Raw genomic sequence first — 15,400 nt, forward strand, 5'->3', positions numbered from 1 at the left:
TCGCCTCCGTTTCGGGGGCGACCTTTTTAAACCCCTCGCCGGGGAGTTCTCCCCGGCTGGGGAGCCTCCTTGGCACATTCTCCCGGTGTCGGGGTTTCCTTAAAACCCTGGCGACGGGGGTTTAAGGAAGCCTCGATGCTGGGGTTCACGCTAAGGAGAAAACCTATGTCTTACTACAAAGCTGACACCGTTCGTGAAGCTGCAAACGGAAACTGGCTATTCATCCTGGCGGCCCTAGCGCCCCATCTTGAACCAGCTCTCCGTAAACCTGGTCGTCATGTTTCTTGTCCTATCCACGGCGGGAAAGATGGCTTCCGACTGTTCAAGGATGCCCACCTGACTGGTGGCGGCGTATGCAATACATGCGGTGCCAATCATGATGGTTTTGAGCTGCTGATGTGGCTCAATAACTGGGACTTTAAACAGTGCCTGAGCGAGGTTGGTGATTATCTGGGCGTTGAGAAAGAGCAACCCCAGTATCAACAAGCCGCTGCACCGACACGAGCTCCTGTCCAGGCCAAAGCGCCTGTTCAGCAAGAGCCTATGAAGGTGAATAACAAGGTTCTCGATTCCAAGAATCGTAAAAAATCCATTGCCGGTACTCTGATTGCCCACGGTAAAGCTCCTTATGAGCATAACGAAGACAACGAGCTCAGCTACTTTGCCTTCATCCGTGACAAGAGCGGTTTGGAACGCACCATCTGGGGCGTGGATCTTGAAAGAGCCATTGGTGAAAGTGAAGCCAAGTATGGGGATGAGATCGTCATGACAAACCTCGGGCGCGAGCCTGTAACTGTCGTCGTTGAAGTTAAGGACGAGCAGGGGAATGTTGTGAGAGAACAACCTATGCAAACGCATCGCAACACCTGGCTGGTGGAACGTCGCGGCGCTACGGTAACGCAGTTCCGCGCTCGCTCGAACGGTGGTGTTGAGCCGGTGAGTCACCATGTTGAGTCGGCCCCTGTGGTCAACCGCACGGTAGAAGCTCCGGCACCGCAAGTACAACATGCGGCCACACAACCGGAAGAGCAAAGCAGCGAAAACAAGCCGAAAGTTGTTCCGATGTTTCGTGAACAACCTAAGCCTTGGCTGCTTGAGCTCCAAGAAGAAATGGAGAAGAGAATGGAGCGCGAACGCGCTTACAGTGCTCGTCTCCGTGAGAAAATCGAGAAGGTATGGAACGAGTGTTTGCCGTTCTCCAGTCATGTGACTGAGCCAATGCGTCTGTACTTCAAAAACCGCGAGCTTCTGTTCAAGGTTGATGAAGTAGAAAAAACAGACTGTCTGCGGTTCAATCCGGCTATGGCCTACTACGACGAAGATGGCAATGAAGTTGGGAAATTCCCGGCTATCGTCTGCGCTATCCGAGATGTGGAAGGCAACCTGGTAACGCTCCACCGCACCTATCTCACCCAAAACGGTAAAAAAGCCAAGGTCGGCAACGCCAAGAAGATGATGCCCATTCCTGACGGTTTGGATGTCAATGGCGCGGCCATCCGCCTCGGTGAACCGACTGAGGGTATCCTGGGTGTTGCAGAAGGGCTGGAAACAGCCCTGTCAGCTTATCGAGTCACTCAAATCCCGGTTTGGTCAACGGTCAATGCGACCCTGATGGAGTCCTTCGAGGTTCCAGAAGGTGTTCACACCGTACTGATCTGGGCTGACAAAGATAAGTCTGTGACTGGTGAGAAGTCAGCGAACGTGCTGAAAGCCAAGCTGGAGAAGCGCGGCATTCGTGTGTACGTCCTGCTGCCTAAACTCCCGATCCCGCCCAGAGCGAAAGGGATTGACTGGAACGATGTCCTGATGAGTCAGGGAAGCCTCGGTTTCCCGAATGCTCGCTACCTGCGCGATTTCATTGCGAGAAGGAGAGCTGAGTATGGCCGTCATTGATGTCTCGAAGGTTGATACAACGCCTGGTAACGACGCGGTGTGCCCCTTTTCTCCCCCTGAGGGGTGGGAGGGGGACTCTGCGGCCTACGTTGAGCTTATGCGGTCTCGGTATCGTCATCTGATGCACGGCCAGAGAATGATGGTGACAGCCTCCTTCGCAAGAAGGGAGCCTATCCAAGTTACTGGCCCGTTTGCTGATGAAGCGACGAAGATCATTAACTCAATGAAGATGAACAAGGCGAAGCCAACAGCTTTGTCTGCCTAAAACTTTAACCCTGAGGGGGTGTTCATGCCCTCTCGGGCATGATTCGCCTCCTCTTCAACTATGGAGGTAATCATGAAAAAGTTTTTGCGTATTAAGACGTGGTTTGTGCGTCTTTTCTCTCCTGACAAGAAGACTCTGGGAGCTATCGGTGAAGACCTGCGTAAGGTCGCCGTAACAGCCATCGGTGTCGGTATTGTAGGATTGGCTGTATCTGGGGACACTATAACCGTCAAAGAAGCCGGTTTGGTGTTGGTCATTGGGGTTATCCTGTGGATCTATGGTATAATCTTAACCAAGGTCAGCAATTCCTAAGGGGGTCAAATGGACGCTTTCACATTAGGCATGTTGGGGTTGCTCATTTTTTTCACTGTCGTCACTGGCGGCAGTCTGTATCTCTACCATGAGAAACAGAAGGAAAAAAAGCATCACAACGCCTAAAGAGTAACTGCGATAATGAACGTAAAGGCCAGCAATAGCTGGCCTTTTTTTATACTTGCAGTTTGAAGTGTTACATGTCACGATGAAGTTGGTGTGACATGTAACGGTAAAGGTGTTTTTTTGAAAGTATCCAATGAAGATGCTCAGGCTACGGCGATCTATCTCCTCAGAGCTGCTTCGCGCCCAGCTTTCTGGCGTGACGTCCCATTCGATAAGAAACTTGAAGCCGTGGACAGCCTGAACAGCATGGGGCGATCACCATCAGAACTCACTGAATGGATTAATAAATATCTGACAGCAGAGCAAATCAATAAACTCGGGACATCAATTAGGCAACGTCGCAGAAGGGGATATGGTGTTGGTAAAAGCATAACTATAAGCGATAAAGCCCACAGGATTTTGAAGCGGTTGGCAGAAGTCGATGGTTGCAATTTGTCAGAAGTGATAGAGAAACGCCTAGCCCGAGCTTATAAAAATACTTGGGACCACAAATAGAGTGGCACTAGGGGTTGCATTTTTAAAACCCGTGGTAGCATCTAAATGAACCCTAACGAATAGGGGTGCTGGCGGCGATGCCGACCATTATCCCGATAATGGAGAAATAGACCATGATGACACTGACTACTGTCTCGAAGAAAACTTCTAATAATTCAGCCCTTGTATTCTGGCGCGTTGGTACAAAACGGAAAGGCATCCTTGATGTTCGTATTGATTTTGACAACGAGGAGGCAGATCTTTTGGCTGAGCTCGTAGCCATTCGCTATCTGGCGCTGGACAAACAGGTTTTTTGCAGAGAGCCAGGTGCTGGTGCTGGTTACAAGCTGGTGGTATCCAAAGGTGCGATTAAAAAGCTGGCGCTGGGCAAATCCACCAAGGAGTTTGCATTCAAGTTTGCGGCTTGCCTCACTGGACGTTTAAAGGGCGCTACTATTGAAGTTTCGCAGAGCATGGAGTTTATGGATGAGCCGGGTGAGGGCAACGTTGAGCTCCTCGATGTGGACAAGCAAGCCTATACTCAAACCCATGACGAAATCTCTACACCGGCCATTGGTCCCGTCCTTGTTACTCAACATGCCATCGATCAGTATCAGGCCCGGATAACCTCTGGAGACCCTAAAAAACCGTGGGCCTCACTCGTTGGTCGCCTCCAGCATCCAGAGTTACAGGTTCAACCCTTTGACGAGAAAGTGGCTCGCCATAAAGCCAGAAAGTATGGCCGCGTAGATAACGTGGAAGTCTGGGGCCATAGAGATTCCAAGTTCAAGTACCTGATGGTGATCAACGACGACAACCAAAAACGTGTTCTTGTCACAGTGTTTGAGCGAAATGAGTAACCTGCTTCTCATTTGTTCTGAATACACAACCTCTCCAAATCACGTATTCATACCCTAAAAGGGCAAAAACGCAGTCGTTGATAACGACTCTCCCACCTGAAAATAGCTCCAGCATAAAAACTGGAGCTGTAAATGAGATCGAGACCTTCCCTTTTACTGATGCGAAACCTGCGGTCATTGGCCGTTGTGGTGCTCGCAACTTTGCCATGCGTTGCTTTTGCACAATGGCGGGTTGTAGCCGTGAGCACCGAAGTAGACAAAATGCGCTTCAACACCATCATAGACGCGCATTCCTTCATGAAGAATTATCGCTCTGGTGAGGAGCAAGGGAAGGGAACGCCAGTTGGGGATGCGCTTTATCCGGTTGCCAGTTATGGTGATGGCCGTTATGTCTCCAGGATCTGTTTTAAGTATCTAGGTGCTACTGGCGATTATGACCCCACTACCTGCACTGGCGACCCAGCTACGGTCTACTGGCGCTCAACCTATGTTCTGCCGGGTGAGATGGATAAAACACCGTTCCTGGACAGGGATCTCGGCTTACCAACAACGACCATGTGTGTAGGGAACCCTATCCATCTTGGCACCGGCAACAAGTTCCAGGCTGAACTGGATTATCAAAGCGGAGGCTCCGACCCTTTCACATTCACCAGATACTACAATAGCCACCTTCCTGATGAAGAGCTCGGCGGCTGGCGGCATACCTACTCGCGGAGCGTCGAGGTCAACGCCTCGAAGTACGGTGAGAACATGGTTGTCCTGCACCGGCCAGAAGGGCAACAACTCGCGTTCTACAACTCGTCCTCTGTCTGGGTGCCAACATGGAAAACCGATGATACCTTGACGAAGGATGCTACCGGCTGGCGTTACACTCAATCTGACGGGGTAGTCGAGGCCTATGATGAAACCGGACGACTGACCGGCATCGAGAAGCCCAACGGCAATCACATCACCCTGAGCTATCTGAACGGAGAGCTATCCTCGATCACTGACGGCTTTGGCCGCAACATCCAGTTCCAGCATCAAGATGGCCGCATGGTCAGTGTCACCGATCCTGCTGGTGGCAGTATTCAGTACCAGTACAACAGCGCTGGCAAGCTGGCGGAAGTGATCTACCAGGACAATACGAGCCGCAGCTATCTCTACGATGACCCGAATGCACCGGGTTTGCTCTCTGGGCTGGTGGACGAGAACGGCAACCGTTTCGCCACATGGGGATATGATGCTCAGGGGATGGCAGTTCTAAGTGAACACGCCGGGGGCGCAGAGAAGACTCAGGTAAGCTACAACGCTGACGGAAGCGTCTCTGTCACCAACGCCCTCGGCCACGTTCAGCGATATACCTACAGCCGTCACAACGGGATGCTCAAGCCTGATGTTGTTGAGGGTGCGCCGTGTACCGGCTTTGTGGGAGGCAAGGAAACCTACGTCTACGACAGCAAAGGCCTCGTCTCCAGCATTACAGATCGTGCTGGACAGAAGCGCACGTTCACCCATAACGACCGGGGATTGGAAACCACCCAGATAGACCAGGATGGGGGCAAGGTTACGACCGACTGGCTTCCTTCCAAGTCGCTCCCTGCAAAAATCACGGAACCAACCAGGATCACTGAGCTTACCTACGACACTCATCTCCGGGTGATAAGCCGCAAGGTCACAGATCGCAGCTCGGGCGCTTCCCGGACATGGACCTACACCTATGCCCCTGTTGGTACAGGAAAGCCGAGCCTGTTGGCCTCGGTTGATGGTCCGCGCACCGACGTCAGCGATGTTACGACATTTGACTACGATGACCAGGGCAACCTGATCCGGACAACAAACGCGCTGGGGCAGGTGATGCAGTTTGGTGACTACGACGCGAACGGTCGCGCCGGGACCATTCAGGGCGTCAACGGTGTAACCCAAACCCTCACCTATGACGCCAGAGGAAGACTTGTCAGCTCCACTGGACCAGAAGGAACCACGGCCTACAACTATGATGCTGTGGGCCTCCTGAGCTCGCTGACTAAGCCAAATGGTGCAACCGTCAGCTATGAGTACGACGCTGCACATCGGCTGGTGGCGGAAACAGATGCACAGGGCAACCGGCGCGAGCTTGAGCTCAATGACCTCGGGAACCCAGTAGAAGAGCGACTGCTCGATGCGCTGGGCCAGACCCGTTGGATAGAGCGCCGGATCTTCAACGAAATCGGCTGGCTCTCCAGTGTCTCCGACGCCTATAGCAATCAGTCATCGTTTTCCTACGATGTGGTGGCAAACCTGATACAGGAGACCAGTCCCTCTGGTAACACACACTCCTACAAGTACGACGGCTTCCATCACCGGACACAAACGACCGATCCACTCGGGAAGGTCACGCAGGTGCTCTACAAGGATACCGGCGATGTTTACCGTGTCTCCGACCCTCGTTCGCGCCTGACCTACTACAGCTACAACGGCTTTGGCGAAGTGACTCAGGTCCGGAGCCCGGACACCGGCACCACCGACATTACCTATGACGAAGCCGGTAACGTGGCAACGCGCAAGACGGCCAAGGGACAAACCACAAGCTACAGCTACGACGCGCTGAACCGGATCATCGAGGCATCCAGCGGTGTCGCTGGCGAATCGCCAATTCTGTACGGGTACGACGAAGCAACCTCACCATACGGCATGGGCCGCTTGACCTCAGTCGATGATGGCAACGGTGTCCGGAGATATGGCTATACACCCGAAGGATGGTTGGCTTACGAGACCTGGGAAACCCACGGGCAGAGCCTTACTACCCAGTACCAATACGATGGTGCAGGCCTCATCACGAAGATCACGTATCCCAGTGGTCGTGAGGTTTCCTACACCCGTGATTTAGCCGGTGACGTCATCGAGGTGGCAACGACACAAGCAGGCACCACAACAAGCCTGGCAAGCCAGATCGAGCGAGCGCCCTTTGGCCCCGTCACCAGTATGGTCAGATGGAACGGCATTTCAGAAAGTCGCTCTTTGGATCTCAATTACCGAGTCACCGGCATCGACGCTACTAGAGTGCATTCGCTGGTCTATCGGTACACGCCAGACTCGTTGATTTCAGCCATAGACGACAATCTCAGCTCATCAGTCAATCAGTCACTCGGTTATGACGCGGTTGGCCGCATCACCTCTGCTGAGGGGCTCTATGGCGTTTTGGGCTATGGCTATGACGCCACCGGCAACAGGACCTCGATCACGACCGATGGCCTGAGCCAAAGCTACACCATCAACTACATGAACAACTGGCTGGTGAAGACTGGGCAAACCTCCAGAAGCTATGACGCCAATGGCAACCTGACGAAGCAGGGGGCGGATACCTTCACCTATGACAGCCAGAACCGGCTGGTGGCCGCAACGGTCGCTGGAGTGACAGCAGCTTACACCTACAACCATCTGGATCAGCGTGTAACTAAGACCCTAAACGGCCAGACCCGCCTACTGATTTACGGCTTGGCAGGAAACCTCATCGAGGAGCTGGACGCAGCCACTGGAGACGTGCTGGCGGAGTATATCTGGCTCGATGGCACCCCCTTGAGCTTTGCTCAGTCAGGACAGACCTATCAAGTCCACGTCGATCATCTGGGCACCCCGAAGGCGCTAACCGACGCCAGCGGCCAAGTGGTTTGGAAGGCGAGCTACAGCCCGTTCGGTAAGGCCAGCATCACCACTCAGGGGCCGACCTTCAATTTGCGGTTCCCAGGACAGTATTACGACGCGGAGACCGGGCTCCACTACAACTGGCGGCGTTACTACGACCCGAATACCGGGCGTTACATCACCAGTGACCCGATTGGGCTGGCTGGTGGGATTAACACCTATGCCTATGCGCTGAGCAACCCGATAGGCAATGCAGATCCAACAGGGGAGTTTGTGCCGCTTCTTCTGGGGGCTTATGTTGCCATAGACTTTGCCTTGAGCGCTTGGGACGCCTATGACACCTTCAAGACCATCACCAGTGATTGTGCGACCTCAAGAGAAAAGTGGATTTCCGGGGGGCTTTTTGCTGCTGGGATTATCCTGCCTGGCAACTATAAGGCGCTAGGGAATGTTGCGGAACGCGCTTTTAAAAATACGGCTGATGATTTTGTAGACCTAGCCAGTTCCCAGAGACGTAAGCATATTCTTGATGGTGACGCCACTGGTGGAGGGCATCGAGCAGGAACAGGCAAGCCTGGAAAAAGTGAGTTTCCTCAAAGTTGGTCTGATGAAAAAATTATGCACGTCATTTCCGATATAGCTACCGATCCAAATGTTTCTCGAAAGGCTGGGCGCGGTGGTAGGACTATTGCAGAGGCAGTTAAAGAAGGTATTAATGTTCGTGTAATACAAGAATCTAATGGTGATATTGTTTCAGGTTTTCCAACAAACGTACCAAGGAATCCAAAATGAAAAATGAATATAGAGAAATTGAATCCACGCTAGATCTTTTGCTTATGGTGCTGTCTGATTCGTTTTCTGAATCTGAAAGTATAGAAGTGCAAGAATTTATTGATGTGGGTGAGTATGGAATCGCACTAGAAACTATCATTGACATTATTAATGAAGAGTCAAAGAACATAACAAATGAAGCTGAGTTTCTGATTGAAAAAGCAGGGAGGATAATGAATATGGATACTACATCCATTGTAGATAAGATTTCAAAACATATAGATAAATAATAAGATGAAAAAAACCGGTTTAAAATATAGAGCAGTATATCTGCTTGGATTTCCGTTAGCTGGAGCCTTTATAGGAATTGCAGTGTTCGCTTTATTAAATTATGTGAATGGGCCTCTAAGCAAATTCGCCTTATATCTGTCCGTTGGTGTTTGGGGGGGGTATGGAGTGTTCTCAGGAATCTATGGATACTTAAATCTAAGGAAAATATTAAAGTTAAAGAGAGCTAATGAGGAATCCAGGGATTAAATACGGCTCACATGGTTCTGCTATTGGCGCAGCATTGGGGACGGCTTATGGAAATCAATAACTGGTTTGATTTTATTATATACACAATTTATTTCTTTGGGGTTGTGATAGTTATCCTTCCTACTGGGGTTATCTTTCTTTGGTTGACATTGAAAAATCTAGTCAAAATGAGAGCCCCGAGATACGAAAAAAAGCACTACAAGTATTTCTCTGCAAGAAATAGATTTGAAGTGTGTGTTGCAGGTGTTTTTTCTGTGGCTTTTTCTGTTTGGTATCTGTTTTTTGCCAAAGGGGGAAATCTGTTTCTTTATCCGTCAGAGGTAATGAGATTTTTTTCAGGCGGATGATAGTGTGGATCAGGCTCTGGCGTTGGCCCAGCCGCCGCCAGCGGCCAAGTGTTTGGAAGGCGAGCCATCATAGAGTCAGTAGAGAGAGATACTTTTGGAAATCAATAGTATTATGATTGGTACAAATGAGTTGTAGCTCCATATTTTAAAGGGGGATTTCAGAGAAATGAAGAATAAGAAGGTAATAACTTTGATAATGGCCGCAGCCGCATCATGCTCGTCAGTCTATGCCGCGACATTACCGACCAGTGAGGTAGACGCATACATACTTGCGATGAACACCATGTCACCTATCACTGCAAAGTACACCATCCAGTACAAGCAAGCGGTTGAGCAGAAATGCAATACAGCCCTGAGCGTTGAGCAGCTCAACTCAAAGGCATTCACCAATGTTGTCCAGGCAATGGTGAGTAGTGAGACCGTCGATAGAATGGGGCTTGATGCTGCTGGTGGATCACTCCAGGATACCCTGTCTGTGATCGGCAAGAACGTCACATGCAGTGACCTGAACGCGCCATTTAAAGCACTCTTGGATGATAAGGACTTCACCAGAAAGCATCAGCACCTATCGAAGGTGCTGCATACTTGGAATGAAGTTGTTTCTCAAAGCAAACCCTGAGTAACAAAAAGGAGCCTAACTGGCTCCTTTTTTAATGGGGATGATGTTACGTTCGTGGACGTTATTTTCACTCGGGATATGTAACGTTGAAAAAGGCGTACCGACAAGAGAGTGGTCACATAGCTCTCCATAATAGATGAGCGACAAAATCTCTTGCTCGTTGATTTTTCCCACCTTAAAAAGGTAATTGATTATTGCTGTATCCAGTAGGTCGTGACACCCATTAAGCAGATCCACGATATTGGCCGCAGCTTCATTTTCCTCTCCGTCATCTCGACCGGCTAATACTGATTCAACCCAAGCCTCAAGGCTCGGATGTCCCTCAGCGAGCTCTATTTGACGGCACTCGTTCTCGATCAACCCTGTGATTGCTTCGTTGAGCGTTCCGCCATAAGTCGGCATGTTGAGAACAACTCCAAATCCGGGGATTTCTTTTTGGATTGGCTTCGCATCCTTGGGAGCTGATTTCAGCCACAGGAAAAACCAGATCCCAGAGCTTATGTCTTCCGGCTTGACCTGGTTGGCCGCAAGGAATTTGGAAACCTCGTTACAGATGATGCCATCTGGCGCTGCCATCTCGTAAATACCCGCCATCAGATCTTCAAGGCTCTTATACATATTATCTCTCGCACCTGTACATGATGTTTTCACTATCGTTGTTAAGCGTTTTTTCAGCAAGTATGTTCCAGCGAGACATCTTATACCATTCCATCCAAATCTGTAAAATTACCGTATTACCGTAATTATGATAATTACGGTAAATAAATTTGAGTTCCTCTTGCTGTTGTTCTACTTATTAAAATGTATCTTTGAAAAAGTAGAGTTTTTGGAATAGGATAGGTGGTGCTGAATGCCCACTTTTTACAAGGAGCGCGACCAGTGATTTTTGATGTAAGAGCGACCTTTGAAGTGGCACTCCAGACGGACACCCACCTGGTACTTATCGATCTGGATCAGGGAGCATCAGTTACGAACGATGCTGATGCAGTGATCGCCTGGTTGGCCGCAAACCTCGAAGGTGGAATTGGAAAACGTAAGGTGTACTACCGGGACACCGATGGACGCTTTGATGAGCTCAAGGTTAATGCCGGTGCTTTTGCCGGATTTGCACCTTGTAGCGAAGGCCAGCAGACCACCTTGGCTGGGATGCTCGGCCAGTAACTTTGTGTGGAGAACTCGATGTTAAACAAAAACAAATTTGAGAAAGTTTTAAAGAGAATCCTCGATAAGAACTTTGAGCGCTGCTCTATTTGCAGGAAACCATTCCCTGGACCGTGCCATACTTTTGCTGGTTTGGATTCGGACAATAAAGTTCAGAACGTAGGTTCTTGCTGTCGGACCAGTATTGTGGACTTGCGGCATGGAGGTGTGTATACGACCGCTCCTGTAGATACTCAAGAGGGGCAAAGTCAGGCGCGTGAGCTACTCGCAACACATCCTTGTAAGGGGATGATGGGACATGCTTAGCAAAAAAGTCTTTTTCATTAGTCAAGCGGAGGCCGAAAGACTGGAGCCGGTTCCCGGTGCGGCCATGATCTCCATAACTGACCCAGACAAGTCCCCTGCCGCTCTCGGACAGTGGGGGCAGTTGTACCGCGATAGCTTCTATGACGGCGGCTATTCTGAGAACACCATCCACACGATGAAGGCAGCGTTCCGGATGAATTACGCCTCTTACATTGACTCATCCCAGGCTGAAAAGCTGTCCACCTTCCTGGATGGATTGGTTGGTAGCGGTATCGATCAGATCTTCGTTCATTGCTATTACGGAGAATCCAGAAGTGGCGCGGTAGCGCTGTACCTCCAGAACAAACATGGATTCACTCCGAATAAGCCGATCACCAAGCCCAACCGAACAGTTTACGAATTGCTGTGCAATCCAACCAAGTTTGAACCACTGATGCAAAGCTACGAAACGCAACATATGGAGGAGGAACTACCTCTTCACCTCAAAATATGGGATTTTCTTCTCGTTGCGGTCGGGCTTAGGAGGTAACTTTGCACGACACAAACAATGACAAGGAAGAGCTAGTTTCACATGCGAAAGTAAATGTTCCGGCAGAACAAAGCATTCGCGGTGAACTGTTGCCGTCATCGAGCTCGCTCCGGAACATCCAGGACAACCCCGCCGTCGCCTATCTGGTGAGCCTCGGGTCAAAGCGAAGCAGGCAGACCATGAGCTCATTCCTCAACATTGTCGCCAAGATGATCGGGTTTCAGAACCTTCGTGACTGTGCATGGAGCTCAATGAGGCGGCACCACATATTGGCGGTGCTGGAAATGCTGGGGGATGCAGGGAAGGCTCCGGCAACGATCAACACCTACCTGTCAGCGCTCAAAGGGGTGGCTCTTGAAGCCTGGACGATGAAGCAAATTGATACGGATAGCTTCCAGCACATTAAGCAAGTCCGTTCAGTACGTGGATCTCGACTTCCTAAAGGGCGGGCACTTGAACGCCATGAGATTCGCAGCCTCTTTTTCACATGTGAAAGTGATTCAAGCGCCAAAGGGCTTCGGGATGCGGCCATTCTCGGGGTGCTCCTCGGGTGTGGCTTGCGCCGCTCGGAAATCGTTGCGCTGGACATGGGAAGCATGATCTACAAGGACCGCGCTCTCAAGGTTCTTGGCAAGGGCAACAAAGAGAGAATGGCGTATGTGCCTGGTGGCGCATGGAAAAGACTGGATAAGTGGGTTGAAGAGGTTCGAGGAACGCATGAAGGGCCTTTATTCCCGAGGATCAGGCGGTTTGATGATGTGACTGGAGAGCGGATGTCGGATCAGGCCATCTACCACATCTTGGAGACCAGAAGAGTTGAAGCCGGTCTGGAGATGTTTGCGCCCCATGACCTGCGACGCACCTTTGCCTCCTCGATGCTGGATAACGGTGAGGATATTGTGACCGTGAAGGACGCAATGGGCCACTCAAGCATTGCAACTACCCAGAAATATGACAGACGCGGCGATGAGCGTTTGAAGAGAGCGAGCCAACGCCTCGATATAGCGGATTAACAGCATGAATGATGAAGAACTCGAACTTGCCAGAGCCGAAGCCATGAAAGCCGATAGGTGCTTTTCAAAAGGACGGCTCAGGGACGAATTTCGGATGAAGCCTAAGCCAGGAGTAGAGCCAGTTTCGTTCTACAAAAACGGGTATGGTGGCCAATTTGGAGTGTACCGGATAGCAGATTGCCAACCAATGCGGAGAAGGGGTTGTTCACCGGCATCACAAAAGCAAATAAGGGCGCAATCCATCCTTTCGGTCAAGGCAAGAATGCGTAGCAACCTGGCAAAGGCCTCTGTCATGGCACAAAGGTGGGTCGCTCTGGAACCTCTGGTTCTCGATACCGAGACGACCGGACTTGGTGAAAGAGACCAGGTGATCGAGCTGGCTGTTACTGACATCAGAGGCGCGGTTCTCCTCTGCACCAGATTACGGCCAACCGTGGAAATAGACCCTCAGGCAATGGGTGTTCATGGCATCACCGAGACTGAGCTGTCGAATGAGCCTACGTGGACTCAAGTTGCGCCAGCTCTCGCCCGGCTTTTGTCGGGCCGTCATCTGGTGATATTTAACTCCAGTTTCGACAGTAGGATGTTGAGGCAAACAGCCAGTGCATTTGGAGACCAACTCTCTTGGTGGCAAGAGCAGAACTGTCTGTGCGCGATGAAGCTGGCGGCTGATGCCTTTGGCTCAACCAACCGGCACGGCACAATCTCACTTGCGGATGCCACCTGCGAGGCAGGTGTGAGCTGGAAAGGTCGAGCCCATTCAGCAGCGACCGACGCTATTGCCACCGCCGACTTGGTGACAGAGATAGCCAAAGTCCAACGTGACCTCGTGGTCCAGCTCCAGGAGCTTCAAAGCAAAGGTAATTTGGAATGACAGAACAATCCTACGGCGAAAGTCTCAAATTTTTCTCAGACTGGCAGAAGGACCCCGCGAAACGCACCGGCCTGAATGTGCAACACACGCTAACCAGAGGTGAATATCCTACGGTCAGCATCGAGATTGCGCCGATCAGGGCATCGGGGTCCAGCCCAGACTGGAAAAGCAAGATCACGGTGCAGCTCACTCGCGGCGAACTGACGGCGTTTTGCAGCGTTCTCTTTGGTTTGCGTAGCAAGGCTGAGGGTTCCTATCACGGCGACGCGAAGAATAAGAGCTTTGCGGTTTACAACAACGGCAAGGCCGGTGTTGCGATCATCCTTAGTGAGCGAGGAAACCAGCTCCAGAATTTCATCAATGATGACGACCGAATGGAGCTCGCAGTCTTCGCAGTTCGCCAGCTTTCCAACGCATGGAAAGTTACCCCTTCTGATGCCATCGCGCTGCTACGCCAATCAGCGTGGATGGACCGAAATTTGTCCTAATCGAGCAAATCTAGGCACTCTAAAAGTCGTCCTATAACCACAAAGTTAGACCATCATGCAAAGTGGGGTATAGAGGGTGCCAGCCCCACCCCAGCAGTCCCCCTCAGCCACATTTCTGGCTTGCCCCGCGCTTTTCTTCTTTCTCTCTTTTTCTCTCTTTTTCTCTCTCTTTCTCAATCTAATCTCACACACGAAGGTCAAACAGGGCACCCGCCGACGCGAAGCGGAGGCGTATTCTTGCCCCTCCCCCTCGTTGCATGATGGTCTAAATCTGTCTACTATGTAACCAATGAACTGTTAGAACAAACCCACACATAGGCGGCAGCATGGCTAAAAACTTCATATCAGAACAATTCTCGGCCATGTGCCGCGACTTAACGAACCTGTCCTCTCTTATCAAACGACTACCGCCACGGTACGCAAAAGTTGCGGCCATCCCTCCTACCGGAAAAGGAATGGAGAACGAGCCCGTCAACAAGATTGTCGTAACTGAACAAACTGGGCGCGAAGCTCTTGAGCTGGCAGCGCACAGCTACAGAGATCTTCACATCAACCCAGACTATTCGCAGAAGTCTGCCAGGCGCACCGTGGGGGTACTCTGGTTCTCCCCTTCCAGGATTGGTGTAGCTGACGAAATTGCGGCGACGGTTGAACGCATCAACGCGGCCAAAGCTGGTATCGAGGAGTTCATTATCTCGACGTACCCCACCAGGCAAGAGAGGTTTGAAGCACTTCGAGCGGACTGCCCTGGTGTCATGACTCTCCACCTTTACAGACAAATTCGGTGCTATACCAATGGCGACATCGACTCTATCCGCTTCACCTGGCAACGGAAGGACTCCTTGAAGAAGCCCGTAAAAGAGGAGCTTTTGCAACGCATCAGAGAGGAGCTGGAGCGATCTGGGCCAGACTATCAACTTCCCCTGGAGCAGCTTATCCAGAAGATCGCCAGCACCCCGGAGCCTTATCTCCGGGAGCGAAGGGAAGTAAAGGTTCAACCGGTGGCAAACGTCATGGCCGCAGGGGTACTCAAAACCGTTACCGCGCCAATGCCCCTGATCGTGCTCCAGGATAAGGATGTTCAGCTCAAATTGCTTCGTAACTTTGACGCCTCAGAACAACGCAAAACTCGATCTGATAAAGCGGCATCGGAAATCCTTGGCACCTTCGGTGGAGTCACTATCGAATCCTTCCCTGGATGAATCAGCGTGACCGCGTAACA

At 51.1% G+C, this 15,400-nt stretch carries 16 protein-coding genes; 15 read left to right on the forward strand and 1 reads right to left on the reverse strand.

Annotated features, from left to right (window positions below):
• Positions 1–165: 165 nt before the first annotated feature.
• The 9 genes from R7F07_RS19425 to R7F07_RS19470 all read left to right on the forward strand — a co-directional run bounded on the left by R7F07_RS19425 (position 166) and on the right by R7F07_RS19470 (position 9,807).
• The gene (locus R7F07_RS19425) at positions 166–1,893 is read left to right on the forward strand and encodes a toprim domain-containing protein (RefSeq protein WP_000122923.1); all 1,728 of its coding nucleotides are present in this window, start codon (positions 166–168) and stop codon (positions 1,891–1,893) included.
• Positions 1,835–2,158 carry a hypothetical protein gene (locus R7F07_RS19430; RefSeq protein WP_015058952.1) on the forward strand — a complete coding sequence of 108 codons (324 nt, stop codon included), beginning with the start codon at positions 1,835–1,837 and terminating at the stop codon, positions 2,156–2,158. Before R7F07_RS19425 ends, R7F07_RS19430 begins: the two co-directional genes overlap by 59 nt.
• 72 nt (positions 2,159–2,230) lie before the next feature.
• Positions 2,231–2,470: a permease gene (locus tag R7F07_RS19435; protein WP_000714162.1), complete on the forward strand. Its 240-nt coding sequence runs from the start codon at positions 2,231–2,233 to the stop codon at positions 2,468–2,470.
• Positions 2,471–2,716: 246 nt separating this feature from the next.
• Positions 2,717–3,091 carry a hypothetical protein gene (locus R7F07_RS19445; RefSeq protein WP_000868821.1) on the forward strand — a complete coding sequence of 125 codons (375 nt, stop codon included), beginning with the start codon at positions 2,717–2,719 and terminating at the stop codon, positions 3,089–3,091.
• A gap of 113 nt (positions 3,092–3,204) precedes the next feature.
• Positions 3,205–3,930, forward strand: a complete 726-nt coding sequence (locus R7F07_RS19450; protein WP_000988732.1) for a hypothetical protein — start codon at positions 3,205–3,207, stop codon at positions 3,928–3,930.
• A 132-nt stretch (positions 3,931–4,062) separates the two neighbouring features.
• Complete coding sequence (locus tag R7F07_RS19455) at positions 4,063–8,325, forward strand: RHS repeat-associated core domain-containing protein (RefSeq protein WP_001257734.1); 4,263 nt, start codon at positions 4,063–4,065, stop codon at positions 8,323–8,325.
• On the forward strand, positions 8,322–8,594 hold the full coding sequence (locus R7F07_RS19460; protein WP_000787563.1) for a MafI family immunity protein: 273 nt from the start codon (positions 8,322–8,324) through the stop codon (positions 8,592–8,594). The genes R7F07_RS19455 and R7F07_RS19460 overlap by 4 nt, the downstream gene beginning before the upstream one ends.
• Before the next feature lie 294 nt (positions 8,595–8,888).
• Positions 8,889–9,188, forward strand: coding sequence for a hypothetical protein (locus tag R7F07_RS19465; protein WP_011872911.1), 300 nt, complete (start codon positions 8,889–8,891; stop codon positions 9,186–9,188).
• A gap of 196 nt (positions 9,189–9,384) precedes the next feature.
• The gene (locus tag R7F07_RS19470; RefSeq protein WP_002210564.1) at positions 9,385–9,807 is read left to right on the forward strand and encodes a hypothetical protein; all 423 of its coding nucleotides are present in this window, start codon (positions 9,385–9,387) and stop codon (positions 9,805–9,807) included.
• A gap of 15 nt (positions 9,808–9,822) precedes the next feature.
• Here R7F07_RS19470 and R7F07_RS19475 read toward each other — a convergent pair whose 3' ends face one another.
• On the reverse strand, positions 9,823–10,485 hold the full coding sequence (locus R7F07_RS19475) for a hypothetical protein (RefSeq protein WP_015063586.1): 663 nt from the start codon (positions 10,483–10,485) through the stop codon (positions 9,823–9,825).
• Positions 10,486–10,686: 201 nt separating this feature from the next.
• Here R7F07_RS19475 and R7F07_RS19480 point away from each other — a divergent pair, with 201 nt between their 5' ends.
• The 6 genes from R7F07_RS19480 (at position 10,687) to R7F07_RS19505 (ending at position 15,380) form a co-directional block, all read left to right on the forward strand.
• The gene (locus R7F07_RS19480) at positions 10,687–10,968 is read left to right on the forward strand and encodes a hypothetical protein (RefSeq protein WP_000575657.1); all 282 of its coding nucleotides are present in this window, start codon (positions 10,687–10,689) and stop codon (positions 10,966–10,968) included.
• Between the two features lie 298 nt (positions 10,969–11,266).
• Entirely contained in the window at positions 11,267–11,803 is a 537-nt protein-coding gene (locus tag R7F07_RS19485) for a hypothetical protein (protein ID WP_000949433.1), read from the forward strand.
• A 2-nt stretch (positions 11,804–11,805) separates the two neighbouring features.
• Entirely contained in the window at positions 11,806–12,816 is a 1,011-nt protein-coding gene (locus R7F07_RS19490) for a tyrosine-type recombinase/integrase (protein WP_000543934.1), read from the forward strand.
• Positions 12,817–12,820: 4 nt separating this feature from the next.
• The gene (locus R7F07_RS19495) at positions 12,821–13,690 is read left to right on the forward strand and encodes a 3'-5' exonuclease (RefSeq protein ID WP_000997323.1); all 870 of its coding nucleotides are present in this window, start codon (positions 12,821–12,823) and stop codon (positions 13,688–13,690) included.
• Complete coding sequence (locus tag R7F07_RS19500) at positions 13,687–14,178, forward strand: hypothetical protein (protein ID WP_000139717.1); 492 nt, start codon at positions 13,687–13,689, stop codon at positions 14,176–14,178. The genes R7F07_RS19495 and R7F07_RS19500 overlap by 4 nt, the downstream gene beginning before the upstream one ends.
• Before the next feature lie 326 nt (positions 14,179–14,504).
• On the forward strand, positions 14,505–15,380 hold the full coding sequence (locus R7F07_RS19505; RefSeq protein ID WP_001097010.1) for a DNA replication terminus site-binding protein: 876 nt from the start codon (positions 14,505–14,507) through the stop codon (positions 15,378–15,380).
• Positions 15,381–15,400 lie beyond the last annotated feature (20 nt).

The organism is Vibrio sp. YT-16, from assembly GCF_033337405.1.
GTDB classification, from domain to species: domain Bacteria; phylum Pseudomonadota; class Gammaproteobacteria; order Enterobacterales; family Vibrionaceae; genus Vibrio; species Vibrio alginolyticus.